General features: G+C 51.5%; 32 protein-coding genes. 14 read left to right on the forward strand and 18 right to left on the reverse strand.

Annotated features, from left to right (window positions below):
- Positions 1-9 precede the first annotated feature (9 nt).
- Together A3K92_RS00445 and A3K92_RS00450 are read right to left on the reverse strand one after the other, a co-directional pair.
- Positions 10-1,176 carry an MFS transporter gene (locus tag A3K92_RS00445; RefSeq protein WP_088884402.1) on the reverse strand — a complete coding sequence of 389 codons (1,167 nt, stop codon included), beginning with the start codon at positions 1,174-1,176 and terminating at the stop codon, positions 10-12.
- A 2-nt stretch (positions 1,177-1,178) separates the two neighbouring features.
- Positions 1,179-1,652, reverse strand: coding sequence for an HIT family protein (locus A3K92_RS00450; protein ID WP_088884403.1), 474 nt, complete (start codon positions 1,650-1,652; stop codon positions 1,179-1,181).
- Positions 1,653-1,710: 58 nt separating this feature from the next.
- Here A3K92_RS00450 and A3K92_RS00455 point away from each other — a divergent pair, with 58 nt between their 5' ends.
- From A3K92_RS00455 to A3K92_RS00490, 8 genes are all read left to right on the forward strand, one after another.
- Entirely contained in the window at positions 1,711-1,938 is a 228-nt protein-coding gene (locus A3K92_RS00455) for a hypothetical protein (protein WP_088884404.1), read from the forward strand.
- Positions 1,939-2,001: 63 nt separating this feature from the next.
- Positions 2,002-2,784 (forward strand): archaeal proteasome endopeptidase complex subunit alpha, encoded by a 783-nt coding sequence (gene psmA / locus A3K92_RS00460; RefSeq protein WP_088884405.1) that lies wholly within the window; start codon positions 2,002-2,004, stop codon positions 2,782-2,784.
- A gap of 11 nt (positions 2,785-2,795) precedes the next feature.
- Positions 2,796-3,506, forward strand: coding sequence for a ribosome assembly factor SBDS (locus tag A3K92_RS00465; RefSeq protein WP_088884406.1), 711 nt, complete (start codon positions 2,796-2,798; stop codon positions 3,504-3,506).
- Positions 3,503-4,267, forward strand: coding sequence for an exosome complex RNA-binding protein Rrp4 (gene rrp4 / locus A3K92_RS00470; RefSeq protein WP_088884407.1), 765 nt, complete (start codon positions 3,503-3,505; stop codon positions 4,265-4,267). The genes A3K92_RS00465 and rrp4 overlap by 4 nt, the downstream gene beginning before the upstream one ends.
- Positions 4,264-5,013 (forward strand): exosome complex exonuclease Rrp41, encoded by a 750-nt coding sequence (gene rrp41 / locus A3K92_RS00475; RefSeq protein ID WP_088884408.1) that lies wholly within the window; start codon positions 4,264-4,266, stop codon positions 5,011-5,013. Before rrp4 ends, rrp41 begins: the two co-directional genes overlap by 4 nt.
- Positions 5,006-5,836, forward strand: a complete 831-nt coding sequence (rrp42, locus tag A3K92_RS00480) for an exosome complex protein Rrp42 (RefSeq protein ID WP_088884409.1) — start codon at positions 5,006-5,008, stop codon at positions 5,834-5,836. Before rrp41 ends, rrp42 begins: the two co-directional genes overlap by 8 nt.
- Before the next feature lie 96 nt (positions 5,837-5,932).
- Positions 5,933-6,355, forward strand: a complete 423-nt coding sequence (locus tag A3K92_RS00485) for a cell division protein SepF (protein ID WP_088884410.1) — start codon at positions 5,933-5,935, stop codon at positions 6,353-6,355.
- 75 nt (positions 6,356-6,430) lie between these two features.
- Entirely contained in the window at positions 6,431-7,099 is a 669-nt protein-coding gene (locus A3K92_RS00490) for a ZPR1 zinc finger domain-containing protein (RefSeq protein WP_088884411.1), read from the forward strand.
- On the opposite strand, the gene A3K92_RS00495 is transcribed toward A3K92_RS00490, so the two are convergent.
- Positions 7,096-7,620: an ASCH domain-containing protein gene (locus A3K92_RS00495; RefSeq protein ID WP_088884412.1), complete on the reverse strand. Its 525-nt coding sequence runs from the start codon at positions 7,618-7,620 to the stop codon at positions 7,096-7,098. The genes A3K92_RS00490 and A3K92_RS00495 overlap by 4 nt on opposite strands.
- A 56-nt stretch (positions 7,621-7,676) precedes the next feature.
- Here A3K92_RS00495 and A3K92_RS00500 point away from each other — a divergent pair, with 56 nt between their 5' ends.
- A complete protein-coding gene (locus tag A3K92_RS00500) occupies positions 7,677-8,087 on the forward strand; it encodes a hypothetical protein (RefSeq protein ID WP_088884413.1) in 411 nt (136 codons plus the stop codon).
- Here A3K92_RS00500 and A3K92_RS00505 read toward each other — a convergent pair.
- From A3K92_RS00505 to A3K92_RS00545, 9 genes are all read right to left on the reverse strand, one after another.
- Positions 8,074-9,081: a homoserine dehydrogenase gene (locus A3K92_RS00505; RefSeq protein WP_088884414.1), complete on the reverse strand. Its 1,008-nt coding sequence runs from the start codon at positions 9,079-9,081 to the stop codon at positions 8,074-8,076. The genes A3K92_RS00500 and A3K92_RS00505 overlap by 14 nt on opposite strands.
- A 37-nt stretch (positions 9,082-9,118) precedes the next feature.
- Positions 9,119-9,961 carry a CBS domain-containing protein gene (locus A3K92_RS00510; protein ID WP_088884415.1) on the reverse strand — a complete coding sequence of 281 codons (843 nt, stop codon included), beginning with the start codon at positions 9,959-9,961 and terminating at the stop codon, positions 9,119-9,121.
- A gap of 58 nt (positions 9,962-10,019) precedes the next feature.
- A complete protein-coding gene (locus tag A3K92_RS00515; protein ID WP_088884416.1) occupies positions 10,020-11,213 on the reverse strand; it encodes a sodium ion-translocating decarboxylase subunit beta in 1,194 nt (397 codons plus the stop codon).
- Between the two features lie 6 nt (positions 11,214-11,219).
- Positions 11,220-11,678 carry an acetyl-CoA carboxylase biotin carboxyl carrier protein subunit gene (locus A3K92_RS00520; RefSeq protein WP_088884417.1) on the reverse strand — a complete coding sequence of 153 codons (459 nt, stop codon included), beginning with the start codon at positions 11,676-11,678 and terminating at the stop codon, positions 11,220-11,222.
- A gap of 2 nt (positions 11,679-11,680) precedes the next feature.
- A complete protein-coding gene (locus tag A3K92_RS00525; protein WP_088884418.1) occupies positions 11,681-12,061 on the reverse strand; it encodes an OadG family protein in 381 nt (126 codons plus the stop codon).
- A 9-nt stretch (positions 12,062-12,070) separates the two neighbouring features.
- A complete protein-coding gene (locus tag A3K92_RS00530) occupies positions 12,071-13,639 on the reverse strand; it encodes a carboxyl transferase domain-containing protein (protein ID WP_088884419.1) in 1,569 nt (522 codons plus the stop codon).
- A 97-nt stretch (positions 13,640-13,736) separates the two neighbouring features.
- Positions 13,737-14,168, reverse strand: coding sequence for a translation initiation factor IF-2 subunit beta (locus tag A3K92_RS00535; RefSeq protein WP_088884420.1), 432 nt, complete (start codon positions 14,166-14,168; stop codon positions 13,737-13,739).
- 44 nt (positions 14,169-14,212) lie between these two features.
- Positions 14,213-17,266: an AAA family ATPase gene (locus A3K92_RS00540; protein ID WP_088884421.1), complete on the reverse strand. Its 3,054-nt coding sequence runs from the start codon at positions 17,264-17,266 to the stop codon at positions 14,213-14,215.
- A gap of 5 nt (positions 17,267-17,271) precedes the next feature.
- Positions 17,272-17,763 carry a hypothetical protein gene (locus A3K92_RS00545; protein ID WP_088884422.1) on the reverse strand — a complete coding sequence of 164 codons (492 nt, stop codon included), beginning with the start codon at positions 17,761-17,763 and terminating at the stop codon, positions 17,272-17,274.
- Between the two features lie 186 nt (positions 17,764-17,949).
- Between A3K92_RS00545 and A3K92_RS00550 the strand changes: the two genes are divergently transcribed.
- Together A3K92_RS00550 and A3K92_RS00555 are read left to right on the forward strand one after the other, a co-directional pair.
- Positions 17,950-18,462, forward strand: coding sequence for a metallophosphoesterase (locus A3K92_RS00550; protein WP_088884423.1), 513 nt, complete (start codon positions 17,950-17,952; stop codon positions 18,460-18,462).
- Positions 18,463-18,487: 25 nt separating this feature from the next.
- Positions 18,488-19,333 (forward strand): hypothetical protein, encoded by an 846-nt coding sequence (locus tag A3K92_RS00555; protein ID WP_088884424.1) that lies wholly within the window; start codon positions 18,488-18,490, stop codon positions 19,331-19,333.
- Here A3K92_RS00555 and A3K92_RS00560 read toward each other — a convergent pair.
- A complete protein-coding gene (locus A3K92_RS00560) occupies positions 19,314-19,904 on the reverse strand; it encodes a hypothetical protein (RefSeq protein WP_088884425.1) in 591 nt (196 codons plus the stop codon). The genes A3K92_RS00555 and A3K92_RS00560 overlap by 20 nt on opposite strands.
- Before the next feature lie 89 nt (positions 19,905-19,993).
- Between A3K92_RS00560 and rtcA the strand changes: the two genes are divergently transcribed.
- On the forward strand, positions 19,994-21,028 hold the full coding sequence (rtcA, locus tag A3K92_RS00565; protein WP_088884426.1) for an RNA 3'-terminal phosphate cyclase: 1,035 nt from the start codon (positions 19,994-19,996) through the stop codon (positions 21,026-21,028).
- 50 nt (positions 21,029-21,078) lie between these two features.
- The gene (locus A3K92_RS00570; protein ID WP_088884427.1) at positions 21,079-21,924 is read left to right on the forward strand and encodes a hypothetical protein; all 846 of its coding nucleotides are present in this window, start codon (positions 21,079-21,081) and stop codon (positions 21,922-21,924) included.
- On the opposite strand, the gene A3K92_RS00575 is transcribed toward A3K92_RS00570, so the two are convergent.
- The 5 genes from A3K92_RS00575 to A3K92_RS00595 form a co-directional block, all read right to left on the reverse strand.
- The gene (locus A3K92_RS00575; RefSeq protein ID WP_088884428.1) at positions 21,903-22,745 is read right to left on the reverse strand and encodes a TatD family hydrolase; all 843 of its coding nucleotides are present in this window, start codon (positions 22,743-22,745) and stop codon (positions 21,903-21,905) included. The genes A3K92_RS00570 and A3K92_RS00575 overlap by 22 nt on opposite strands.
- Before the next feature lie 9 nt (positions 22,746-22,754).
- Positions 22,755-23,078 (reverse strand): tRNA-binding protein Pbp11, encoded by a 324-nt coding sequence (gene pbp11 / locus A3K92_RS00580; RefSeq protein ID WP_088884429.1) that lies wholly within the window; start codon positions 23,076-23,078, stop codon positions 22,755-22,757.
- Between the two features lie 24 nt (positions 23,079-23,102).
- A complete protein-coding gene (locus A3K92_RS00585; RefSeq protein ID WP_088884430.1) occupies positions 23,103-23,771 on the reverse strand; it encodes a DUF257 family protein in 669 nt (222 codons plus the stop codon).
- Positions 23,768-24,436, reverse strand: coding sequence for a DUF257 family protein (locus A3K92_RS00590; RefSeq protein WP_157722392.1), 669 nt, complete (start codon positions 24,434-24,436; stop codon positions 23,768-23,770). Before A3K92_RS00590 ends, A3K92_RS00585 begins: the two co-directional genes overlap by 4 nt.
- Before the next feature lie 96 nt (positions 24,437-24,532).
- On the reverse strand, positions 24,533-25,456 hold the full coding sequence (locus tag A3K92_RS00595) for an asparagine synthetase A (protein ID WP_257789298.1): 924 nt from the start codon (positions 25,454-25,456) through the stop codon (positions 24,533-24,535).
- Positions 25,457-25,654: 198 nt separating this feature from the next.
- Between A3K92_RS00595 and A3K92_RS00600 the strand changes: the two genes are divergently transcribed.
- Positions 25,655-26,236, forward strand: coding sequence for a P-loop NTPase family protein (locus A3K92_RS00600; protein ID WP_088884433.1), 582 nt, complete (start codon positions 25,655-25,657; stop codon positions 26,234-26,236).
- Positions 26,237-26,248 lie beyond the last annotated feature (12 nt).

A 26,248-nucleotide genomic window follows, 5' to 3' on the forward strand; every position in this document is an offset into this window, starting at 1 on the left:
TTTTCTTTTCTACTCATTGTGCTTGATGAAGAAGGCGTAGAAGATGGCCGTCGCCACTGCGTAGAGGAGCGCGGTGGCGTAGAACGGGTAGGCCAAGGAAACCGCGAAGAGCATCCCGCCGAGGGAGTTGCCAACCCCTCGCATGAAGGTCGAGAATGCCTGCTGGATTCCGTTGGCTGTCGCCTTCTCCTCCGTCCTGAAGAACCCCATCATGAAGGAGCTGTTTATGGGCCAGATTATGTTCATGAGTATGGCCCTGAGGACGTAAACTGCCCCCGCCAGGACGAAGGTCTCTATTGAGGGGAAAATTGCAAAGAGGAAGGTTGCCGCCCCCTGAAAGAGGGTTATAACCTTCACCGGCCCGTATTTCCTGACGAGTTCTGGAAGGCCAAAGGAGCCGAGTCCCATGGCCAATTGCTGGAAGAAGAAAATCCCGCTTATTGCCTGTAAGGTCTCCCCAAAGCGTAGCTTGAAGTAAAGGCTCATGAAGGGTATCGTTATCCCCGCGCCAAGGCCTATGAGGGCACTCGGGAGGGAGAACTTGAGGATTTTGAGGACGAGACCTCTGTTCCACCTTATTTTCTTCTCCCTGACTTCCACGTCCCTCACGATTAGCAGGGCCGGAATGACGAAGAGGAACTGGAGGAGCGAGAGGGAAAACGTTATCCTGTAGGCCGTTTCTTCAGCAAGCGACAGTCCCGTCAGGTATCCCGGGAGGAAGCCGGCCAGAAGGACACCCAGGGAGTTGAATAAGGTTCCCAGGCCGAAGCTTTTCGAAAAGGCCTCGTGTCTCCTCTCGTCCGGGACGAGCTCGCTCAGGTAGGCGTTGTAGTTCGGTTGCCTTAGTCCCATGTTTACCCCGACGAGCACGAATCCAAGGAAAAGAACGACAGCGTTTATCGCCAGCACCTGGAGAAGCCTTCCGGCGAGACCCAAAAACGCGCTCAGGAGGAGGCTTTTTCTGTAGCCGAGGCGCAAAGATATCGGCCCTGCCAGGAGGAAGAAGAGCCCGCCGACAATAGTCTGGGCCGAGAAAAATGCCCCCATGGCCTTCATGTCGTAGCCGAGGGCATTCAAATAGAACGGCATGATGAAGAAGGAGAACCACATGAAGGTCTGGCCTAATGCATTTGCCCCTATGAGTATCCTTGCATCCCTGCCGTACTCGGAGAGCATGGTTAAACGTCTCTCATAGCGTTTATAAGCTTATCGAAATGGTGTTTTAGCTTCTGGATCTCATTGCCGTTTAATCTGTTCCTTTCCCACCTTTCCTTCATGCTAAGGTTCTCGTCCTCAAGATCGAGAACGGCCTTTCTGACGCCTCCTCTCGGACTTTTGCAGTCCCCTTTCCATCTGGGAATAACGTGGACATGGAGGTGCGGAACCGTCTGGCCGGCGGCCTCTCCTAGGTTTATCCCGACGTTGAAACCATCTGGTTTAAGACTATCTTTAAGGGCTTTCATTGCCAGTTCTATTCCCCTGAGAAGCGCTTCTTTTTCTTCCCATCTGATCTCGTCCCAGCTCTCCACGTGCCGCTTTGGAACTACTAACAGGTGTCCCCTGCTGGCAGGATAGCCGTCGAGTAGGATCCTTACCAGCTTCCCTTCGTACAGGACACTTCCTCTATCCGGGTTGCAGAACGGACACTTCATTTCACCACCTCCAAACCCTTAAAACTCCTTACCGTTAATTCATTTTTGGGTGGGAAAAATGGTTGAGCTTGAGACCATGCAGAGGGAATACCGAAAGCTCATGCTTTCGGGTCTGTTGATACTCCTGGTGGCCTTTGCCCTTTTGATATTTGCGCCATTTGGCAGGCTCTCACTGCTGATCGGACTGGTGCTCTTTCCTGTAGCGTTGGTTCCCCTTGAGCTGGCGAGAAGAACTGCTCATAGAATGGCCCTGCTGGCCCTCAGTGAAGGTGATGGAAAAGCTTAATTACACTTTGCGGTGAAATCGTTTGGGTTAAAAAAGAAAAGATAGATGATGAGGTGATGAGGCATGGCGTTTGTACCACCACAGGCTGGCTACGACAGGGCGATCACGGTTTTTAGTCCCGATGGAAGGCTCTTCCAGGTGAACTATGCAAGGGAGGCAGTGAAGAGGGGAGCAACCGCTGTCGGCGTCAAGTGGAAGGAGGGCGTTGTCCTGGCCGTCGAGAAGAGGATAACCAGCAGGCTCATCGAGCCCAGCAGTTACGAGAAGATCTTCCAGATAGACGACCACATAGCGGCGGCGCCAAGCGGTATAATAGCTGACGCTAGAGTTCTCGTGGACAGGGCCAGGCTGGAGGCTCAAATCTACCGCCTCACATACGGCGAACCGGTTCCGCTCACCGTTCTGGTGAAGAAGATCTGCGATCTAAAGCAGGCCCACACCCAGTACGGGGGAGTTAGACCATTCGGTGCGGCTCTGCTCATGGCAGGCGTCAATGAGAAGCCTGAACTCTACGAAACCGACCCGAGTGGAGCCTACTTCGAGTGGAAGGCAGTTGCCATAGGCAGCGGAAGAAACGTTGCCATGGCAATCTTCGAGGAGCACTACAGCGATGATATCGACATGGAGGGGGCAATAAAGCTGGCCATACTGGCTTTGGCAAAGACCCTCGAGGAGCCCAGTGCAGAAGGAATAGAGGTTGCCTACATCACCACCGCGGACAAGCTGTGGAAGAAACTATCAAAGGAAGAAGTCGAGAAGTATCTCTCCGAGATCCTGGAAGAGATCAAGGAAGAAGAGGTCGAGGAAAAGGAAGAGGACTACTCCGAACTCGACCAGAACTACTGAGGTGACGGGCGATGCCCATAAGTGTTGATAAAGCCGTCATCGCCCGTCTTAAAACTCACGGCGAGACCTTCGAGATACTCGTTGATCCATATCTGGCCAGGGACTTCAAGGAGGGCAAGGACGTTCCCATTGAAGAGATCCTCGCCACTCCCTACGTTTTCAAGGACGCTCACAAGGGTGACAAAGCGAGCGAGCATGAGATGGAGAAGATCTTCGGAACGAGCGATCCCTACGAGGTCGCTAAGATAATACTCCGTAAGGGTGAGGTTCAGCTGACGGCCGAGCAGAGGAGGCAGATGCTGGAAGACAAGAAGAGGTACATAGCAACCATAATTCACAGGCACGCCGTCGATCCTAGAACTGGCTATCCTCATCCGGTAGACAGAATCCTCAGGGCCATGGAGGAAGCAGGGGTTCACATTGACATATTCAAGGATGCCGAGGCACAGGTTCCGGCAGTGATCAAGGCAATAAGACCACTCCTTCCGATAAAGCTTGAGGTGAAGGTTATAGCGGTCAAGATACCGAGTGACTACGTTGGAAAGGCCTACGGCGAAGTTAGGAAGTTTGGGACGATAAAGCGCGAAGAATGGAGCAGTGATGGCTCTTGGATGTTCGTGATAGAGATTCCTGGAGGAGTTGAGGAGGAGTTTTATGAAAAACTCAACGCCCTCACCAAGGGCGAAGCTTTAACTAAACTGTTAGAGAGGAAGGGACTATGAGGAGAGTTTTTGTAAAACCAAGGGAATTGGTTGTTCCTGGAACTCTGCTTGCGCAGGGACCCTTCCAGGCAGGTAGAGGAACGTTCAGGGAAGGCAACAGGATATACTCAACAGTTGTGGGGCTCGTTGAGATCAGGGGCGATACAATAAGGGTTATCCCTCTGGAGGGCCCCTACATACCTGAGGTCGGAGACAACGTTCTTGGAAAGATCGTTGACGTGAAGTTCTCCAGCTGGACAGTGGACATAGGCGCTCCGTACCAGGCAACTCTCCGCGTCCAGGACGCGGTGGAAGAGAGGATAGATCTGCTGAAGACGGACCTTAGGAAGATATTCGACATCGGGGACATAATCTACGCCAAGGTTAAGGCGTTCAATGAGGTGAACCAGATCGACCTGACCACTAAGGGAATGCCATTCAACGGCGGTCCGCTTAGGGGAGGTCAGCTGGTAACGATAACCTCCTCTAAAGTGCCCAGGGTAATCGGAAAGGGTGGCTCGATGATAAACATGATCAAAAAACTCACCGGAACGAGGATAATAGTTGGCCAGAATGGCTGGGTATGGGTAAGCGGAAAGAACAGGGAACTGGAAAAGCTGGCTGTAGAGGCGATACTCAAAGTGAACAGGGAAAGTCACACCAGGGGATTAACCGACAGGGTCAAGGAGTTTCTCCTCTCCCGGCTTCAGGATCTCAAGGAGAGGGGGGTAATAGACGAGATCCCCGATCTTGATGAAACGGAGGGTGGTGAAGGGCAATGATGGGTAGGCCAGAGGGATTAAAGCTCATCGATGAGAACGGAAGGAGAATAGACGGTAGGAAGAAGTACGAACTCAGGAAAATTCATATGGAAGTAGGTGTTCTAAAAAACGCCGATGGTTCGGCTTACATTGAATGGGGGAAGAACAAAATCCTAGCTGCCGTTTACGGTCCAAGGGAAATTCATCCAAAGCACCTCCAGAGACCTGAAACAGCTGTTCTGAGGGTTCGTTACAATATGGCTCCCTTCAGCGTTGAGGAGAGAAAGAAGCCCGGTCCTGACAGGAGAAGCGTCGAGATAAGCAAGGTCATCCGCGGTGCACTCGAACCAGCCCTAATACTCGAGATGTTCCCCCGGACTGTTATAGACGTTTTCATTGAAGTTCTTCAAGCCGATGCCGGAACTAGAGTGGCCGGAATAACCGCGGCTTCCCTTGCCTTGGCCGACGCTGGAATACCCATGCGCGACCTCGTAGCAGCTTGTGCCGCAGGAAAAATAGACGGCGAGATAGTCCTTGATCTGAACAAGGAGGAGGACAACTACGGAGAGGCCGACGTTCCTGTGGCCATAATGCCCATGAAGAACGACATAACCCTGCTTCAGATGGATGGGTACTTAACCAGAGACGAGTTCATCGAGGCAGTTAGGCTCGCAATAAAGGGTGCGAAGGCCGTTTATCAGAAACAAAGGGAGGCTTTGAAGGAGAAGTACCTCAAGATCTCCGAGGAGGTGGGTGACAATGAGTGACGTTGAAATAATGGCCGGCATCATGCGCGACAGGATACTCAGTCTGCTCAAAGACGGAAAAAGACTCGATGGCAGGGGTTTTGAAGACTACCGGAACATAGAGATCCAGACCGGTGTCATTGAAAAGGCAGAGGGCTCTGCATTAGTTAAGCTTGGAGACACAATGGTGCTCGTTGGCGTTAAGGTCGACTTTGGGGAGCCCTTCCCGGATCTGCCCGAGAGGGGAGTAATGACGACTAACGTAGAGCTTGTTCCACTCGCTTCACCGACCTTTGAGCCGGGCCCTCCAGATGAGAGGGCAATCGAGCTGGCCCGCGTTGTGGACAGGGGAATAAGGGAGAGCAACGCCGTTGACCTCGACAAGCTGGTTATAGTGCCTGGAAAGCTCGTTTACGTCCTCTTCATCGATGTTCACGTCCTCGACCACGACGGAAACTTAATCGACGCAACAGGATTGGCGGCGATGGCTGCCCTAATGACCACCAGAATTCCCAAGGTTCAGTATAACGAGGAAACAGGAGAGCTGATAAAGCTGGACGAGTTTGAGCCTCTGCCGATTAATCACGTCCCAATTCCCGTGACCTTCGCCAAGATCGGCTCTTCAATAGTTGTTGATCCCAACCTGGACGAGGAGACCGTCATGGACAGCAGGCTGACTATAACGACTGACGAGACCGGTCACATCTCCGCCGTTCAGAAGGGAGAAGGCGGTGCCTTTAAGCTTGAAGAGGTCATGTACGCTGTTGATACCGCCCTCAAGAAGGCCTCAGAAATTCGTGAAATCCTGCTCAATGTCACGGGGTTCGAGCTCCCCCAGGCGTGAGCTCTTTTCTTTTTGCCGTTTCAAATGGGAAAGAAATATAAACGTTAACACTTAAAATGCTTTAGCTTTCATTATGATCAAGCTGGGGTGAAAGCCATGGGCCTGTTTGACGGCATTTTAAAGAAGGAGAAGGATAAACCCAAGAGAACAGTTCCAGTTAAGGAGGTTTCCTCCTCGGCCAAGAAAAAGGAAGGATCCTCTCAGGTGCACCGGGAAGTAGACGTTATCCCCCTTGAGGAGGACGTCCTCGCCAGGGAGATCGTAAAGCCTCAGGTTAGGTACGTCAAGAAGGTTGTCGTAACCAGTTACTCTGACCTTGAAAAGATATCTGAGGAACTTCAGAACGGTAACCTCGTCCTTGTGGATCTAAGCCCCCTTGAGGTGAAGCCGGATATCCTGGAAAAGGTGGCCGAGCAGGTCAAGGGAATGACAACGGCTCTCGGTGGCCAGCTGGCAAAGATCTGCAAGAATGAAATAAGACTCTTACTAGTCCCGGAGGATATAAGATTCGTTAAGTGATCCCAATTTCCGATTTTCCTTTATGGATACCAATTATTTATAAACTGGCTTTTGCTTCTTTTCTCGGTGGGCGATATGAGTGAGAAGAGTGAGAAGAAGGAGAAGGTTGAATTTCACGAGGAAGTGGGCGAGGTTCAGGTTATAAGACTTGGCGATTGCCCAGTCTGCGGTGGAAAAGGCACGCTCAAGGCTATTCAGCACATCCACGAGATTCCCTACTTTGGAAAGGTCATGGAGAGCACTATAATCTGTGAAAAATGCGGCTACAGAAACGCCGACGTCATGATCCTCGAGGACAGACCGCCGAAGCTCTACACCGTCAGGGTCGAAAACGATAGGGATCTCTTCACGCGTGTTGTCAGGAGTAAAAGCGGAACCATTGAGCTCGATGAGATCGGGGTTAAGATAGAACCGGGTCCGGCTGCGGAAGGATTCATAACCAACGTTGAAGGCGTCCTTGAGCGGGTTAGAGAGACCCTCCTCATGGCCAGGGAATTCAGACTGCAGGAGGGAGACGAAGAAGCGGTTAAGAAGGCCGACGAGATACTGGAGTACATTCAGGACGTCAAAGACGGGAAAAAACCGCTAACAGTCAAAGTAATGGACCCCCTCGGAAACAGCGCTTTGATCGGCGAAAAGGTCAAGAGCCGGCTCCTCACGGAGGATGAGATACGCAAGCTCAGCCTTGGGCCTTACGTCCTCCTTCCTGAGCAAGAAGAGAAGACTTCGGAGAATGAGGATTAGAGGTGGATTGTCTCCCGGGTCAGGAGGTCCTCTATCAGGGCCTTTACCCAGGGCTTTCTGGTTTTTCTCGATAGGTGTATTATTCCCTCCACGTGGATACCGTACCGCTCCTTCATTTCTTCTCTGCTCATGGGTTCCTTAAAGAGGAAGGGTCTCTCTATGGTAAAGGCGTAGCCGTATTCTCGTATGTATTCCCCAAGCCACTTCTTCCCGTTCTCGCCGTGGACCAGTGTCAGACCGCTTGTCTCCTTCGTTATCTCCCACAGTGTATCTAAGTCGGCTTTGATAACCTCTCCTACCTCGAAGCCGCCAGCTATCGTTCCCCTCTGGGTCAGGGTCTGCTCCTCGTGGAGGCCGAGCCTTCTGAGGGTATCGCGAAGCTCGTAGGGGTTGCCCCTCGCGACGTAGAGGAAAACCAGGTCTCCTTCCTGAAAAGCACGGCTCTTCCTTATCTCAACGGTCTTGAGGCCCCGGAATATCAGTTCAGCATAGACCTGGTGGAGCGCTATGACGTGCTCCATGCTTTCACCACCAAGGGCTCGAAAAAGGGTTAAAAAGGTTATGGCAATCCGTTGCTGTGAAGCTCGAGAAAATCACCCTCAGGAACGAATTGTTCTGGAAGGCTGGTGTGGCCTATTTGGTTCTGTCTGTGATACTGCTTGTGGTTGAAGTGATGAGAAGGGGCACTTTGTTTTCGCTGCTCAATGTCTTTGTTGGGGTCGTCTTTATTGTTATGGCCAACAGATTTCGTGCAGTTAAACTTGAGTGCGATGGGAAAACGTTTTTCATTATCCCTGATTATGCTACCTCATCCGTCATCCTGAAGGACTCTGGTGAACAGGTTCTCCTCAAGAGGCCTTTTCCTATTTTTGAAACGGAAGAGATAGAAACTCCGTGTGGAATGGTAAAAATTCAGGCTATTAATCATCGCTTCGGAAAGATTGAGCTGATCATATGGAAGGAAAACAAAAAGATCACCCTCCCGTGATGGTGAGAGCAGCCTTCACGATATCGCTCACGACCCCGCTGGCGGTTTCTTTCAACCCCGCACCCGCTCCCTTTATCACCAGCTCCCCGAGGAGGTCAGTCCATATCACCGCCGCGTTCTCGTGGCTTTCCACTGCCAGCGGACTATCCAGCGGCACCTCCTTCGGCTCAACGGTTATGCTTCCCCTCTCGATAGTTGCTACCAGTCTTATTGTTTTTCCTTTCTTCCTGGCTCTCTGGACTTCTCCAAGCGTTATCTCGGCTATGCCCTTTACCCTCGCTTCGTCGAAGGTTTTCGGTCCAAACGCGACGCAGTGCAGAATTGTAGCTTTATATCCAGCGTCTATGCCGAGTATGTCCCCGCTTGGATCCCTCTCGGCTATTCCAAGGGATTGGGCCTGCCTCAGTGCCTCCTCGAAGTGGAGCCCCATCTCCATCCTGCTTAGGATGAATGTTGTCGTCGCGTTCAGAACCGCTTCTATCCTCTCGACGGTGTCCCCGAGGAGGTTCTCGCGGAGAAGGCCGATGATCGGCGTCCCGGCCATCACCGTCGCCTCGAAGAGGTAGGGAACGTTTCTCCTCTCCGCCTCACCAATAAGTTCCGCATAGTGAAATGCCAACGGCGGCTTGTTGCTGGTTACGACGGCCTTCCCTTCTCTGAGCGCGGTGAGGTGCCACCCGTGGGCATTCTTGTCGTTGGTCACGTCGATAACGATATCAGCGTCAATTTCCTTCACCGCTTCCTCGAGAGTGAAATTGTAGACCTCGTAGTCGTTCGTCCAGGAAGAAAGCTTTCCAAAGGTCTCCTTTACCAGGAGGGCCTCCCTGAGATCAACTCCCTCAGGAAGCCAGAGCGTTCCGCTCGTGTCCGATATGCTGACTACTTTAAAGTCCAGTCCATACTTTTCCCGGAAGAACTTTTTCTTCTCAACGAGAACCCTTGCAACAGCTTTTCCGACGTTCCCAAAACCAAAGAGCTGAACTTTCACATCCATCGAACCACCTGAAGAAAAAAGAGAGGAGGAGCTTAAATCACTTGTTGAGGATGACCTTTATGAGGTCCATGTCCCTGACGATGCCGACGAGCTCGTCTTGGCCTCTAATGACGGGAAGCTGTTCTATCTCGTACTTCACCATCTTCTGAGCGACGTCGTAGACGCTCATGTGGGGTGTGGCAACGACAACGTTCGGGTTCATTATCTCCTCAACCGGCTTCTTGGGAAGCTGAAGTTCAGCTTTCTCAAAGAGGAGCGTTGGATGGCTTTCAAGAATCCAGTCTTCTTCACTGGAGGCGGCTAGCTCAGTGCTCTTCATTATCCTGATAACTTCACTGTCCTTGAGGATGTCCGTCTCATCAACCATCCCTATCAAATTCCCGTCGTCGTCTATAACTGGTATTGCCATGGAGTTGGAGAGTAGAAGTGCCTTGAGAGCGGCTTTTAGCGGTGTCCCCCTCCACACAACGCCCACGTTTCTCTGGTAGTACGGCTCTATGGTAACCTCCTTGAGTTTTTCGTTTTTCGCCAGATAGCGCCTCACTATGTCGCCGACCGTTAGTATTCCTACTGGCCTGTCCTCGTCATCCACAACGACTACCCTGCGGTAGTCCATCTCAAGCATCTTCCTGACGGCTTTTTTGAGGTCGTCTGTGGCCTTAACTGTTGGCACTTCTCTCCTTATCAGCATTGCCAGCTGGTCCTCGTCAGGGTGAAGAAGGACTCTCTTTATGCTCACTATTCCCACTAGCTTGCCGTCCTTTCCGACAACGGGGAAGGAACGGACGTTGTGCTTTCTGAAGAGCCCAATGGCGTATTCCCTCGTCGCCGGGAGCTGGATGACGACCGGGTCCTTTGTCATCAGTGTCTTGACTTTCATCTTCACCACCGCTCAACCTAAAGCGGGTTCCTTCTATTTTAAGTTTTTGGAAAAAAGGTCAGCCCAAGAGGGCGAGGAAGACACCCGCAACAACCGCGGTTCCTATAACGCCGGCGACGTTTGGGCCCATAGCATGCATGAGGATGAAGTTGCCGGGGTCTTCTTCGCTTGCTATCCTCTGAACAACCCTTGCGCTCATTGGAACTGCTGAAACTCCGGCCGCGCCTATCATCGGGTTTATTCTGCCACCGCTGATCTTCATCATGAGCTTTCCGAAGAGCACTCCACCCGCGGTAGCGCTGGCAAAGGCCACGACACCCAGTCCAAGTATCATGAGGGTCTGTGCCGTGAGGAAGCTTTCAGCCCTCATCGTTGAACCAACGCCGAGGCCGAGGAAGATTGTGACGATGTTCATGAGCTCTTCCTGAGCAGCTTTACTTAAGCGCTCGACGACACCGCTCTCCCTGAACAGGTTGCCTATCATGAGCATTCCTATAAGCGGTGCCGCGCTCGGAACAAGAAGGCCTATGACGATCATGGTGATCACGGGGAAGAGTATCTTCTCGCGCTTTGAGACCGGCCTGAGCTGCTCCATCCTTATCTTCCTCTCCTCGGGTGTCGTCAGTGCCTTTATGATAGGGGGCTGTATCAGCGGAACCAGGCTCATGTAGGAATAAGCAGCAACCGCTGTCGCAGCGAGTATCTCGGGTGCGAGCTTCGTCGTCAGGTAGATGGTTGTTGGCCCGTCAGCACCGCCGATGATACCTATGCTCGCCGCTTGGTGGAGGTTAAAGCCCAAAGCCAGAGCCGTGAGCATGGCAACGAAAACACCGATCTGGGCCGCCGCTCCGAGTAAAGCCGTCTTTGGATCAGCTATCATCGGTCCGAAGTCCGTCATTGCTCCGAGACCGAAGAATATCAGGAGCGGGACGACCTCGGTCTTGACGAGGAGGTAGTAGATAAGGTCGAAGAGTCCAGGCTCCCCATAGTGATCGCTCATGTATGCGATTGTCTTGAAAATGCTGTCGCTCACGTTCTCCGGCAGATTCACTGCCACAGGCCAGTTTGCTATACCGCTTAGAGGGAGGTTTACCAGCACCGCTGTTATGCCTATCGGCAGGAGGAGCAGGGGCTCCATCTCGTACCTTATAGCTAGGTAGACCAGCGTTAAGCCGACGAGGATCATTATGACGTTCCCCACTGTGAGGTGGAGGAGTCCAAGGGTGTTGAGGAAGTCTATGAACGTTGCCATGGCGCTTCACCCTATTTCCATTAGTGGGTCGCCCGTGTTCACGGTGTCGCCTTCCTTGACGAGGATCTTCTTGACTACCCCGTCTTTCGGCGCTGGAATCTCATTCTCCATCTTCATAGCCTCGAGAATGAGCAGTCCTTGGCCCATCTTTACTTGCTCCCCCTCTTTGACGAGTATTCTGAGAATCTTGCCCGGCATTGGAGCCGTGACGACGCCCTCGCCAGCCGGAGCTGGAGTCGGTGCCGCTGGTGCGGCAGGAGCAACTGGTGCCGGAGCCGGAGCGGGCGCTGGTGCTGGCGTCGAAACCTGAGCCGGAGCGCTTAGGGCTCCAACGTCTATTCCGAGCCCCTTGGCCTCGACCTCGTAGCTCTTGTCCTCAAAGCTTACCTTGAATTTCCCTCCTGGGAGCTCCTCAACCTCGACTTCGTACTCAACACCATCAACGATGACCTTGACCTTCGCCATTTTCACCACTTCCCAATCTCGTAGTTGAAGTCCTCAACATCTTCCATCTGAGTCTGAAGGCCGTAGAGGCGCCAGGAATCGGAAACCTTCCTCCTGAAGGGCAGGGGTCTGAGCTGGCTGGCCTTTTCTGCGGTATAGGCCAAAATCGCGGCCGTAATAACGGCAAGATCCCTCGGCGGTATAGATGGCTTCTCCTCTTTCACCTCTGCGGCCGGTGAAGGAGTAGCTGTAGGCTGTGCAGCCGGTTTTTCCCTCTCGACGAGCCTCCTCTCAAGCCATCCCACGAAGTAAAGAACTAGGGCCAGTATTCCAAGGATAGTAAAAACGACCGTAACGCCTATTACTGTTATCCAGCCGCCTTCGATGACCTGTGTTACGTCCATTTTCCCACCTCACAGCGGTATGTTGCCGTGCTTCTTCGGCGGGAGCTTGACGCGCTTGCTCTCCAGGGCCTCGAGCGACATGATTATCTTCGCTCTTGTCTCAGCTGGATCGATGACGTCGTCGATGTAGCCCCTTGCTGCAGCAACGTACGGGTTGGCGAACTTGTCGCGGTACTCCTTGATCTTCTGCTGGCGAACCTCCTCCGGGTTCTCTGCAGCTGCGATCTCCTTCCTGAATATGATGTTGGCCGCTCCCTCCGGCCCCATAACCGCTATCTCAGCTGTTGGCCATGCAAACACGAAGTCGGCACCGAGGTGCTTGCTTCCCATCGCGAGGTATGCTCCTCCGTAGGCCTTCCTGAGGATGACGGTAACCATCGGGACGGTCGCTTCAGCGTAGGCGTAGAGAACTTTTGCACCGTGCCTTATGATTCCCCTATATTCTTGGTCGGTTCCTGGGAGGTAGCCGGGGACGTCGACAAGCGTAACTATTGGGATGTTGAAGGCGTCGCAGGTTCTTACAAACCTCGCTATCTTGTCCGAGCTGTCTATGTCAAGAACTCCAGCCAGGTGTATTGGGTTGTTGGCGACTATACCAACTGTCTGTCCGTTCATCCTTCCAAAGCCCACTACCGCGTTCGGGGCGAAGTACGGGAGAATCTCAAGGAAGTCCGGGTTGCCGTTCTCGTCGCGGTCGACTATCTCGTAGATTACCTGCCTCACGTCGTAGCCCTTGTTCGGGTCGTCCGGGACGATGCTGTAGAGACCCTCGGTCTTTCTGAAGGGCAGGTCGTTGGTCTTAACCCTCGGCGGCTTCTCCATGTTGTTTGACGGCAGGTAGCTCAGGAGCCTCCTTATAAGGGCCAGAACCTCCTCGTCGCTTTTTCCTATCAGATGGGCCTGACCGGAGCGCTGGGCGTGGACCATTGCCCCACCGAGCTGTATCGGCGTAACCTCGACGCCGGTAACTGCCTTAACGACCTGCGGGCCGGTGATGAACATGAAGCTGGCCGGGTTGTCAACCATCAGAATGAAGTCACCTATGGCCGGGCTGTAAACAGCTCCGCCGGCACAGGGACCCATAATAGCCGTGATCTGCGGAACCACACCGCTCAGAAGGGTGTTCATCTTGAATATCTCGCCGTAACCCTTGAGCGAATCAACACCCTCCTGAATCCTTGCCCCACCTGAGTCGTTGAGGCCTATGACCGGTGCTCCAGCTTCGAGGGCCAGCTCCATAATGCGCTTTATCTTCGCCGCGTGCATCTCGCCGAGAGAACCGCCCATGACTGTAAAGTCCTGGGCGTAGACGAAGACGAGCCTTCCGTCAATGGTTCCGTAGCCTGTTATGACGCCATCGGCTGGAAGCTCCTTCTTGTCGAGACCGAACTCGGTCCCACGGTGTTTAACAAACATTCCGATTTCCACGAAGCTCCCTGGGTCAAGGAGCTTTTCAATCCTTTCGCGGGCGGTAAGTTTGCCCTTGGCATGCTGCTTCTCAACGGCCTGTTCGCCGCCCATTTCAAGAATTTTCTTTTTCCTTTCGTACAGCTCATTGAGCTTTTCCTCCATGCTCATGAGAATTCCCCCTGAATTTGCTGAACCTTGTAGTTTGTAAAGTTTAAAAGGGTTTTTAGGGGTTAGAGAAACCTAAAAGCCAAAAATGAAGAAAAGTTCACAGGTGTTGTATTGGCGTTTCCGCACCGCAGGCCTCGCACTTGAGGAAGTGGAAGCGTCCCTTCTTGATTATCTTCGTGTCCGGTGAGCCACAGACCGGGCAGATAACGAACTCCTTGAGGTACTTCTTCATCTTGTTGGCTATGAGGTAGGGCGTGAAGCGTCCCTGAAGGATTGCCCTTCTCCCCTCGAGTGTTCCGGCAGTTGCCACTTCCCTCAATATGAACTTGAGGAGATGGTTCGGATCGCGGTTCATTGCCTCGGCTATGTCCACGAAGTTCTCGATTATCGTCCTGTTTCCTGCTATGGTAACCTGCGCAGGAGGAACCTCGAAACGGGAAGTGTGATGCTTGACGTTCTCAGGGAGTTCATCGTAAGCTTTGTCAAGCAGGCCTTCGAAATCGTAAAAGTCAATCTTCTTCTCGCTCATGATCTCACCCCATCCTACATCTCCAGCTGCCTTTATAACCTTTGTTAGAGCACCCTGTAGAATCCCGCCCTCGGTTCATATATCCTTGCTTCTCTCTTTAGGTCGTTGAGAAGCTTTTTAACGTCGTTCTCGGTTCCAAGTCCGGCTTGTCTAGCGGCCTCGATAACTTTATCCTCAGGAGCCCCGAATTCTCCCTCTCCCTCCAGGGATTTTATGATGTCGAGGAGCTTCTCTATCTTGTTCAGCTTCTTCGTGCTCTTTCCGACTTCTAAGATTGCGGCGTCAACCATTCCCTCTTCGTCCACCGCGATAGTCCTCAGCATTTCCTCCATGATCTCTATTGCTGCCCTCGCGTCTTCTCTTGTTACCGTCTCGCTCAGGCGCATCCTCGCGTGGGCCTCACTCAGACGGATCAGTGCCTCAAGCTGCCTCGCCGTTATCGGTATCGGCTGCAATCCCTCGTCCTCACCTTTTCTCTTGAAACCCTTCCTCATTCTGACGTAGTAGTTTTTGATTTCCTCCATCGCCTCCCTGCTGAGAACGGGGTGAACGTTCTTCCTCGCGTAGGCTATGTACTTCTTGAGGAGGTCGTAGGGTATCTTCGGCGTAACTACTTCTGCCTCGCCCCTTCTGACCCTGAGGATGTGCTCCGCTATGCTGGCATCAACTTTCTCGTCGGGCTCGTCCAGCAGGAGGAATATAAGGTCGAAACGGCTAAGGAGCGTTGGCGGGAGGTCAAGCTGTTCCGGAAGGGACTTCATCCTGTTGAACCTTCCGAACTTCGGGTTTGCGGCTGCTATAACGGTTGTTCTGGCGTTGAGAGTGGCCGTTATACCTGCTTTGGATATGCTTATCGTGTTGTGGAGAACCAGTCCGTGGGATACGAAGAGGTGGTAAGGCTCGACGGTAACGTCGTAGACCCACTCCCAGCGGTCGTTTGGGATTCTCTCCACCTTCTTGACTCTGAGGAAGTTTACGTTCGCGTTCCACCAGCTGTAAAATTCTTCCAGGTGCTCTCTGGCCGATTTTGTCATCCCACTTACAATGTCCCTTATCACTCTGACGGCTGCTTCGTTTCCTTCACTCAGCATCTTCCTGAACCTGTTGTACGTTATTCCCGATCTCGGATAGATCCAGCTTTTTGGAATATTCCTCAGCGCCTTGGCAGGTTCTTCCTCAGCAATCTTCTCGAGTTCGGCTATTTTTCTTTTGATTTTTTCCAGTATGGCCCTTATGTAGCTCTCCTTCACCAGCGGCTGGTTGAGTCTCATACGTTCCTTTGAAGTCAGTCTTATGTTTAGGGCCCTGCACGCCTTTAGGAGGGGTTTTACGAGCTCCTTTGGAAGTGCTCTCTCCGTCTCTTTTACCACAAAGTTTGCTCCCGTTTTCATTATCTTCCCAACAATGCCCCTGGAGTACAGGTAGTCATGGTAGTCCTCCGCCTCCTTCCTGTCCCTGTAGACGCTCTTGAATTCCGCTCGTATCTCCACTGGATACTCCCTAACCCCGAGCGCTATGTCCCCCGGGAAGATTTCATCGGCGGGCTTTTCCCTTATCTCCCCTTTCTCCCACACCATTATTGGGTGCTCTGGAGTTACCGTTATCTCCCTGCCGTTGGAGAACCTTATGCGAATAAACCTATCCGGCGCTTTGTGCCTGCTCACGCGGTCGGCTTTTACCTTCACGATTTTCTTTTCCTCAAGGTCGTAGGCGAGGAGTTCGATATCATCAACGGGCAGTATCTCGGTGTCTTTGCCGATTATAACCTTATCGCGGTTTCTCTCGATGAGCCCATCTACCAGCTCGCCAATCTTCATCTTCCTGCCATCTGCGAGCAGAAGCTCGAAATCGTGGTGGTAGCTCTGCTGTTCCAGTGCCTCGTGGATCGCACTCCTGTCGCGATCGCTCATCTTGTCGAACTCGTCGATTAGGGCAAACCCGCCATCAGCAAGAACCAAAACACCAGCTTCGAGAACCCAGGAGCCAGTGAACTCGTCTCTCACGGCAGCTGCCGTAAGACCGGCCGCAGAACTGCTCTTTCCACTCGTGTAAATCGCCCTTGGGGCCAAATTGGCCACGTAACGGAGAATTTGAGATTTGGCTACTCCCGGATCTCCCACAAGCAGGACGTGGCTCTCTCCCCTCAGTTTTGTCCCATCTGGGAGTGTCCGCTGGACTCCGCCGAACAGAGCTAAGGCTATGCCCTTCTTCACGATCTTGTGGCCCCAAATGGCGGGGGCGATGGAATCCACTATTGCATCGACGATGTCCTTCCTCTTGGCCAGCTCGCGAATCTTCTGCTCGTCCTCTGGCGAGATTTCAAGTTCCTCTATCTCTTTGCTCAGCTGTTCAATGTGGTTAACCTCAAGAACTTTCTTGAAGATCGGTCTCTTTTCCCTCTGTTCGAGAATAACCCTTAGAATCCCAGTTGCCAGGACCCTATCACCGGGCAAGGCTGTGTCAACGAGGTCATCAAGGAGTATTGCATCGACGAATCGAGGCATCTGGCCGCCTTTAAGGCTCTCGGGCCTGTCCTGGAGGCGGAAGCTCTGGAAGTTGATGAAGCGGCTCTTCTCAACGTCGAGTTCGATGTTCCTTGAGCCACAGGCGTCGCACTTTGCCGGCTTGACGAGGTTCTCGTAGGGCCTCTGGAGCCTTATCATCTCGTTGCCGCAGTCCTTGCAGACGAAGACTGCCCTCTCGACGAAGGGCTTTACCTCGCTCACGCGCGTGATGATTCCCTCAACCTGGATAAACCTGTTTATGTGCTCGCTCCCGAGTTCCTTGACGAGTAGTGTATGGGGCAGGTTGTAGAACCTCGCGTGAATCTTAAGCTCTCCATCGTACATAAGGTCTTCGCGCAGAACTATCTGGATCGCGTCCTCGGCGCTGGCTATCACTTCTTCTGGGTTGTTTATTAGCTCTTCTCCAAGCTCGGGATCAAAGGAGTTTAGGTGAGTCCAGTCTATAGTTAGCGATCTTTTGGGGACTACTGTGAGCAGATCACGGAGCTTGTTTATGTACAACGGGTTACCGTCATCGTCTTTGTATTCCCTCAGGAAGGACGAGAACCGTGATATCATATCCTCTCTCTCCATATTCCTCACTCCCCGAGCCACTCATTTCTTATCCTGGAGAGCTCCAGGTAGATCCTCCTCTCCTCCGGAGCGAGCCTCCCGAGGACTTCCAGACTGTTTGGCCTGAGCCTTACAGCCTCGAGTATCTTTTTGAAGCGTAGCTCCTTTAGATAGAGGTACTTCCTCTTAAGGTTGGCAAGCTTGGTCATCTTAACCCCGAGGACGTCTATGCTCTCTCCGGAGTTCTTTCTCACGTAGTTCTCAAGGTAGTACATGTAGAATTCCGCCCTCTCGTAGAGACCTTCGGGAATAGCCGTTAGGGGCTCATTCTCCCTTTCCTGGGCTATGATCCTGTCAATCTCGCCTATGATTTTATCTGTCTCGTCAACTACTTCTCCTACTCCAGCTTCCCATAAGATCTTGGCCTTCCAGTCCTCAACGAGGGTTATGTCCCCTGGATTCCAATCTTCGAAGGGTTTGAGTATCTTCACCGGTATGAGTGCCCGGCCCGTGAACATCTCACCACCTCATCATGGTTGGGCAATGGTCTAATAAACTTTGGGAGTACGCTTTGGTGTCTCGTTGTACCTTTCTTGGAGTTCTTTTCCCTTTCCAATGTGTTCATGTATTCACCTTTGACAGTCTCCAGAGTCGTGCACGATAAGCCTATAAACCGTTGGGCTCACCAGAACATAGGTGAGAGCATGCTGATAGGAATAATGAGCGATACCCATGACAACCTTCCGGCTATAAGGAAGGCCGTCGAGTTTTTCAACGAAAGGAACGTTGACCTCGTTATACACGCCGGAGATTTCGTCGCTCCCTTCGTCGCAGGGGAGCTTAAAAAGCTAAAGGCCCCGCTCAGAGGAGTTTTCGGCAACAACGACGGTGAGAGGAAGGGTCTGTACGAAGCTTTAGGGATTTACGACGAGCTTATAGAGTTGGAAGCTGATGGGATGAAGATAGCCGTAACCCATGGGACTAATGAGGTTCTGGTTAGGGCCCTGGCCCACAGCAGGCTTTACGACGTGGTTGTGGTTGGGCACACCCACCGCTACGAGATAAGGGAAGTTGGCAGTACGGTTCTTGTCAATCCAGGTGAAGTTTGCGGCTACGTTACCGGCGTAAAAAGTGTTGCTCTCCTCGACACCCGCATGAGGGAGGTCAGGATAATAAACCTCGACACGGGTGAGCTTTTAGGGGCGATGAGCCTCTGACCTTTTTATCATAACTCCCGCGGCGATGGAGATGGATGACATTCTCATCCCCAAGGAGCGGCGTGATGCGGTCGTTCTGATTGGGGTTGATGACAGAGATAGGGTTGAGTTCGTCAGGGTATATGCTCTAACAGAGGAACTCGCGATGCAGGCCCTTGAGGAGTTCTTTAATGCTAAGGGCCTGTTCCCCACAGATTACCGGCTGGTGAGCCGGGGTAATGAACCCGTTGGGGGCAGGAAGGCGATAACTACGAGGAGCGAGGTCTCCCTAAGTTCTGCACTTGCCAGACTGGGCCTCAAGTTGCTCTCCAACGGGATCCTTTATCTGGAGGGTGTTAACACGATTTATCAGATAACCCTCGTCAGCGAGGATCTCTATTCGACCATTCTCTCAGGCCGGGAGAAGGAGGTTCAGGGTAGTGATGAAAATCTGAACCCGGAGGATGTCATTTCTCTCGGTGTTGACGTTCTCGTAGAGAATCTTTCTGGAAGGGACATTTCAGATCTTTTGCCGGAAAACGCAGTTCTTCTTCGCGAACCACCGCTCGAAAAGGTTGCCTCCCTTTTGAATGAGGAGAGGGATTATCCTCTGGTCGTTGAGACAAAAAACGCCGGAAAGTACGCTGTCCTTGACTTTCCCGTTGTTGTTAGGCTTCCCCCTCTAACGGCGGAGGAATTCGCCGCTGAACTGTCTTCCCGGCTGGGCATCGATGTTGATCCGGGACTTTTCTCTGGGTACCTCCCTGAAAAGCTCAACCTGAGGAACGCTAAAGCCTTGGTAAAGCTCGTTGAGGCCATTGTTGAAAAATGGAATCTCGGAAGGGAGGAGGCGCTTAAATTGGCCATTAAACTCAACCTTGAAGGGCTTTAAAGTATCTTTTGGCCATTTCCCTGTACTCATGATTATGCTTCCCAAGCGCTGAATTAACGAGCTCTTTTTCCTTTTCGTCCTTTGCCAGATAGCCTAGCAATAGTCCCTGGTCTAAGGTTAGCTCGTCCACAAAAGAGGATCTTTCCAGGTATTCCCTTCTGTTACCACTGGCTTCCAGGGAGTCTCTAAGCTTCTTGAGATAGGGTACAACCTTCTCTTTCCTTCTCTGAAACTCGAGCCAATCAATCGAGAGTCCTGATGAGGGGGATATAAAACGGCCCGGACTGGTCATGTACTGCCTGAGGGATCCCCCGAGCTTCGATGAGAGCAGTTTTTTCTTGAACTCGTTCAGCCCTTTGTAGTCCGCTTCCAGTCTTCTTTTATCGACTTCATCGAGGGCATCGAAGATGGCCACTCCGACCAAATAGCAGAGAGCCCCAAACGGGATGTCCGGCAGTGTTATCGTTTCAGTTGAGACCTTTACACTTTCTCCTTTTCTTCTTTCTTTCCCCTCGAGGAGCATCCCTAGGGGATAGCTTATTGATTTCAGGCAGAATTCCAGCTCGTCCATTCTTTCACCGTTCTGAGTTATGCCTTCTTGGGCTAAAATCCTTTCGTCAGGTTTTTAGATGAGGTCGTCAAGGGGATTGGGGTGAAACCATGGAGTGGGTTGAGATAGATGGTTCATACGGTGAAGGTGGGGGACAGATACTCAGGACGGCCGTTGCTCTCTCGGTTATAACCGGGAAGGCAGTTAGAATAACGCGGATTCGTGCCAACAGGCCAAATCCGGGCTTAAGACCTCAACACCTCCACGGGATTCTGGCATTGAAAGAGCTCAGTAACGCAAGGGTTAAAGGCGCCCAGGTCGGTTCGACCGAGCTCGAGTTTATCCCCGGGGAGGCTAAGCCGAGGCACATCCGCGTCCCGATAAAGACCGCCGGTAGTATAACGCTCGTTCTTCAGGCCTTGTTGCCTGCAATGGCCTTCGTCGGCGGGAACTTTGAGATAACCGGTGGAACCGACGTCCCCTGGAGCCCGCCGGTGGACTACTTGAAGCACGTAACGCTCTTCGCCCTTGAGAAGATGGGACTGAAGGTTGAGCTTGAAATCAAAAGAAGGGGGCACTATCCTAAGGGAGGTGGCCTCGTTGTCGGAAGTGTAGAGCCGTGGGGGGAGAGGAGGTCATTAAAGGCACTCAAATGGAATAGAGTAGAGCGCTTCGCCGGAATAAGCCACGCAACAAACCTGCCATCTCACGTTGCGGAGAGGCAGGCCAAGGCCGCAAAGGAGAGACTTAAGGAGCTCTACAACGTTCCTGTGGAGATAGAGACTGAGGTAAGCCGTTCCCTTGGCCCTGGAAGTGGAATAGTAGTCTGGGCGGAGACGGACAAGCTGAGGCTCGGGGGAGATGCCCTTGGAAAGAGGGGGAAGCCTGCAGAGGTTGTGGGGAAGGAAGCGGCCGATGAGTTGTTGAGTCAGCTAAGGACGGGAATGGCAGCGGATAAATTCCTCGGCGACCAGCTGATACCGTTTTTGGCCTTCGCCGGTGGAGAAATAGGAGTTGTGGAGATAACCAACCACCTCGTCACCAACGTCTGGGTTGTCGAGAAGTTCCTCGGGAAGGTCTTCGAGGTCGAGGGGGAGGTTGGAGGGCCGGGAGTTGTGAGGGTTATGAGGAGGGTGGAAGTTTGACGAAGGATTAATATATCCCAATTTGTATTCATACTAGTAGGTGCTGGATGATGAGTTTTGATCTTCAGACAACTATTAGTATTGCTATGGTTGTTGTGAGCATATTCTCTTTGGGATTGACTTATTACTTAAGCCAGCATGCTCCTTGGGAAAAGTATCGAAAAAATGTTTTAGTACTTTTAACGGATTTGTTTAAAATTTCATTTGAACCAAAGATTTTTTCACAGTTGCAGCCTGATCTAGGGGAATTGTTTGGCAGGCCTAAGATGTGGCATATTCTGATTGGGTTTGTACTCCCGATTTTTATTTCAGGAGCACTATCTCTTTGGTCTTTTCACTCCAAAGGTACTCTTCCACGTTTGACTGATTTTCTAGTGTTGTACTTTCTATTGGCGTTGATCCTGTTTTATCTTGTGATGTTGGTGTGGAGCCTTATTTATCTAATCAAGCCTAAAGCTGCAGGACCAGTATATGGGATTTATACCGGAACTGCAATGAGTTTAATTTTCTCCCTCGGTATTGTGACCAGTGTTAATCCTGTATCTTACAGCGGGCGAGGAATTATGATTCTGATAAGTCTATTTGTTGTGGGATTAGTATATCTTGTGATATGGATAATGTCGAAAAAGCAGGAAAGCATATTTTATCAGAAATGGAAGAAAATGCGGAAAGATATTGAGCCCCAAATTCCTTTCGTCACAGTTTATACACTAAGTGGCACAAAGTTCCAGGGAAAAGTTTGGGAGTTTGATTCTGCTTGGTTAAAGCTAAAAACAGATGATAAACTTGGTAATATCTCTAATATTATTGCTATCGATTGGAAATCTATAATGGCAGTAGAGCTTGAAGAGAACCATCAAATATTGATAATTAGTCAGTCAACATCGACCTCATAGACCTTCCTCGGGTTCTCCACGTGAATCCTGTAAACGTCCTCCTCCGTGAAGATGCCATTCTGGAGGAAAGCCTTCGTCCTCTTCGGCACGGTTTTCGGTCCTAAAACCGCGCCCGGACGGCGTTTGTCGTCTATGTAGTCGGTCTCCATCATAAAGCGGTTACCCTGTTTGATTGCTTCCTCGATGTTCTTCCTGCTGGCTATTATGCTCGGAAAGACGCCTACTTTTTCGGCAACCTTCACCAGCGGCGGCGAGAAGTGCTTGACAACCTTGTAGGGCTTTATTCCGACTTCCTTAACGTACTCTCCCAGCTCCCTGAATTTTGCTTCGTCGAAGCTTTCAGTGTGAAGCTGAACAGCACAGTCGGCCTCCTTCGCCAAGGCCATTCCATACTTCATCAGCTCTATGCTGGCCTCCCAGATTTCCGGAGGAACCTCGTAGTGGGGTCTGCCTATCTCACCTATTCCTATCGCCTTCCCCTCAAGGCACAGCTTTTGGGCATACTCCAGAGCTTTCATGACTTCACTCTTCGCGTATTCGAGGCCCTTCTCTCTAGCCAGGTAATCAAACTCGGCCGGATGGACTCCAACGACTGCGTAGGCCTTCACCGGCGTCTCCCTGTTGATCTTTTCAACAAGCTCAATGTGAAAGTCCATCGCTTTGATGAAGTCCTCAGCCTTGAGGCCCGGAAAGCCGTAGTCGTGGGCCGTCTTGTAAACAACGACTAGGTGAGTTCCACCTGCCCTGTGAAACTGCTTCACCGCCTCAAGGAAGAGCCCGTGGTACGGATCGACGTGGAAGTGGTCGTCCCAGATTCTCATGCCATCACCTCATGACTGATAGACTTCGATTTCATCGTTTTTCTTCACTTTTATCCTGCCCTCGAGGATGAGTGCCACCCTGTCACCGGGAGCGGCAAACTCGACATCCCTGTGCTCCTTCTCGATGCGGTAGATGATGGCAACTTTCCTGTCTGCTTTGACCTTGTAAGCGGGGTAAACAACCCCCTCAAGAACCTCACCGATGAGAACTTGCCTCCCCCAAACGGTTAGGCTTTTCTCTACTCTGAACTTTCCCACTGGCTTTCTGGAGACTATCTCCAGGGGATTTTCATCTTTACTCCCTCTCCTAAATAACCTGTCCAGGAATCCCATGACTCTCACCTGGTTATCTTTGTCTTACTCTGAGAAAACTTCCCTTAGATCAACCTTTATGGCATTCACGTTCGTTCTTAATGCCGAGGGATCCTTTATAATGCTTACGATTAGCATGCGCCCTTTCTGCTTCAGTTCAAACACCGAAGTAGCTAGATCTTCGAGAGCTGGAAGGGGTCTCGTTCTGAGGTTTTCCATTATCGCGGACTCCAGTATGTAGAACGCGGTTCTCTTCCTGTTGGTGACGATAGGCTTCATGGCGCGCAGGGTGGTCCCAATTCCCAAGGGGTTGTCCTGGAAAACGAAAAGCCTGTCAATGCCAAGTACAATGTTGATGAATTCTTCTTCTGGAGCTACCGAGGAGAAGAGCTTCTCATAATGGTTCATATACACATTGGGGTCCATATCAAAGCGTCCCCTGTTGACCACGTTTCCAGCGGTTTCATTCCCACCCATTTTGAGAACCCTGACGCTTGAGAGATTCGGGTTTATCCCCATGAGGTTCAGGTGCTTGACGTAGAGGGGGAAAGCATCAAGGATGTCGTCAACAAGGACTGGAATTTCCCTCTCGCGGATGTACCTGAGGAGGACTGCCAAGAATGCCTCCGCACCCAGGGGAGCGCGGTTTTCCACAATGACAGTGCTGCCGAACTTCATCCCGTCGAGGAGGTTAAAGAGATCGGAAAGGCTCATAGTTCACCACCTATGTCGACTTTTAACTCCTCCCCGAGTAGATCCACGTCGGTGCTCTTGACAAAGCGGAGTATTGCACCTGTAGGATATGGAACCATCTCGACAACCGTGCTGGCCACCCTTTTCATCTCGCTGGAAACAATCGGACTTAGGGATTCGAGTATTTTCTTGTTGAACAGGTAAAACGTCCTCCTCCTGGTATTCCCAAGGAATCTTTGAAGGATCCAAATGGTCAGGTAAATATCTGATGGACTTGAGAGGGTTTTGAGGAAGTTTTCGAGGCCGAGAACCAGGTTTATTGAATCCTCAACCTCTTCGAAGACCTTGCTGGCCTCTTTCTCGTAGTTTTTTATGTAAACCCTGGGGTCGGGATGGAAGGGAACCCTCGCCACAACGTTGCCCACATCTATTCTGCCGCCGGTCTTTATGACGTAGACCCCGCTGAAGTCCACTTTGATCCCGAGGTTTTCTATGTGGGCCGCTATGACAGGTAGAGTGTCGAAGTTGTCATCTATTATGAGGGGTATTTTCATCTCCTCCGAGTATTCCATAAGCTTTAGAAGCGTGAACTCCGGGATGTACGAAGGCAAGTACTCAAGAATGGCAGTCTCGCCGGGCTTAACGCTCTCGATTATTCCGAGGACGCTTGTGTTCACAACTCTCACCTTAGTTAAATTCTGAAAAAGATGGATATAAGGGTTTCGAGAGATCTTGGGAAAATTCTGTTCTTAAAAATTGGTGTAAATGTTTCGATAAGCTTCTTAAATAACCGCCGGAATCCCTGGAATCCTCGGGAAGGGCTGCACCTCGGCTATGTGCTCCGCACCGACAATGTAACGGACGAGCCTCTCAATTCCTATTCCTGCTCCTGCGCTGGGCCTCAGCAGGCCGGCCTTTGCAACTTCGAGGTAAGGTCTGAACGACTCTTCGCTCAACCCGGAGGAGCGTATCTTCGCAAGTATCTTCTCGTACTCCCACTCTCTCTCGCCGCCGCTCGAAACCTCGCCGTAGCCTTCTGGCAAATAAAGGTCGTAGTTCCTGAAGTGCCCGGGCCTCTCAGGGTCTTCCCTGTCGTAGAACTCCCTTTTAATGTCCGTTACCCAGAAAGGCTCATCCAAGACTCTGCTCGCTTCCTCTTCGCTTCCAAATTCTTCCCGGATTTCTTCGAGGGTAAAGCGCCTGAAAGGTTTCCTGACCCTTGGGAGTTCCCTTTCGAAGGTTTCCCATACGAGCGGCCTGAGCTCGCGGAAGAGATCCGTTATTAGCCCCTCAATCAGGCTCATAACGTCGTCCATGCTCGCGTAGGCGATTTCAAAGTCGAGCTGGGTAAACTCGTATGCGTGCCTCCCGTCGTCCGCTTCCCTGCCTTCGAGCCTCACGTTCGGCGAGAGGATGAAGAGCCTGTCTATACCCATAGCCACTGCAATCTGCTTGTGGAGTATCATGCTGTGCATCAGCCTGAGCCTTGAGCCGTAGACCTCAACCTCCAGTGGCTTCAACGCCTCCCCCGCCGCTGGGTCTGGCCAGAGCGGGTCGGTTATCGAGCTCAAAACCACAGGGAGCAACCAGCGAAAACCTCTCTTTGAGAGCTCACCCGTAAGGTAAGCTATTGCCCTCGTCTGAACCTCTGTTATTGGTTCAATTTTTCTGCTTACAATTTGGAGAGCGTTCATATTAATCACCAACTTTTCGTCAAGATGCTCAGGGTTTATTATCTTTGTGCAAAAATCTTTGAATTCTTGCCAAATAATGACAAGATTAAAGTCAGATTTTTGCCTAAAATTCTAAACTTTTTAATTTAGATTGGCATAACTCCAACCAAATTTGAAGTGGCCAAACGGCAGAGTTATAACTCTTGGAACGGAATACCTGCGGTGGAAGCTATGGGCGTCTACATATTCAAGCCAGAGGATTTGATACGCTACGGCTCTGCCAGACCGGAGCAGATGGAGCTCCTGAAGGAAGCGATACTTGCAAAGAAGGACATACTGATTGTCGGCACGAGCAGGAGCGGAAAAACAAAACTCGTTGAGGCCCTCCTCCACTACGTCCCAGATGACTGGAAAGTCGCCGTTGTGACGGCCTACAGCGAGTTCAAGCCGTTCCGGAAAAACATTGAAGTGATTGACACCGCCTTCGACCAGAGAAGCACAGACGAAAGAACCGAGGAAGTCATTGAGAAACTGAAAGGCCTGAAACCAGACTACATTGTGATAGACACCATCCACACCATCAGCGTTCCAAGGGTTTTGGATGAACTGATCGATGATTATGCTTTCATAGTAACCTCCCTCGCCCTGACGGACGACATAAAGGGCGAAGTAATGCACTGGCTCAGGATAGACGAGAAAACTTTTGACCGCTTTGACGTCCTAGTCGAGCTTAGCAGAGACTGGAGAACCGGCATGAAGAAGATAAACGGGATTTACGAAATAAAAAACGGGGAGCTTAAGCCCCTTCTCTAAACCTGTTCCTTT

The sequence above is a fragment of the Thermococcus gorgonarius genome (assembly GCF_002214385.1).
Lineage (GTDB): Archaea > Methanobacteriota_B > Thermococci > Thermococcales > Thermococcaceae > Thermococcus > Thermococcus gorgonarius.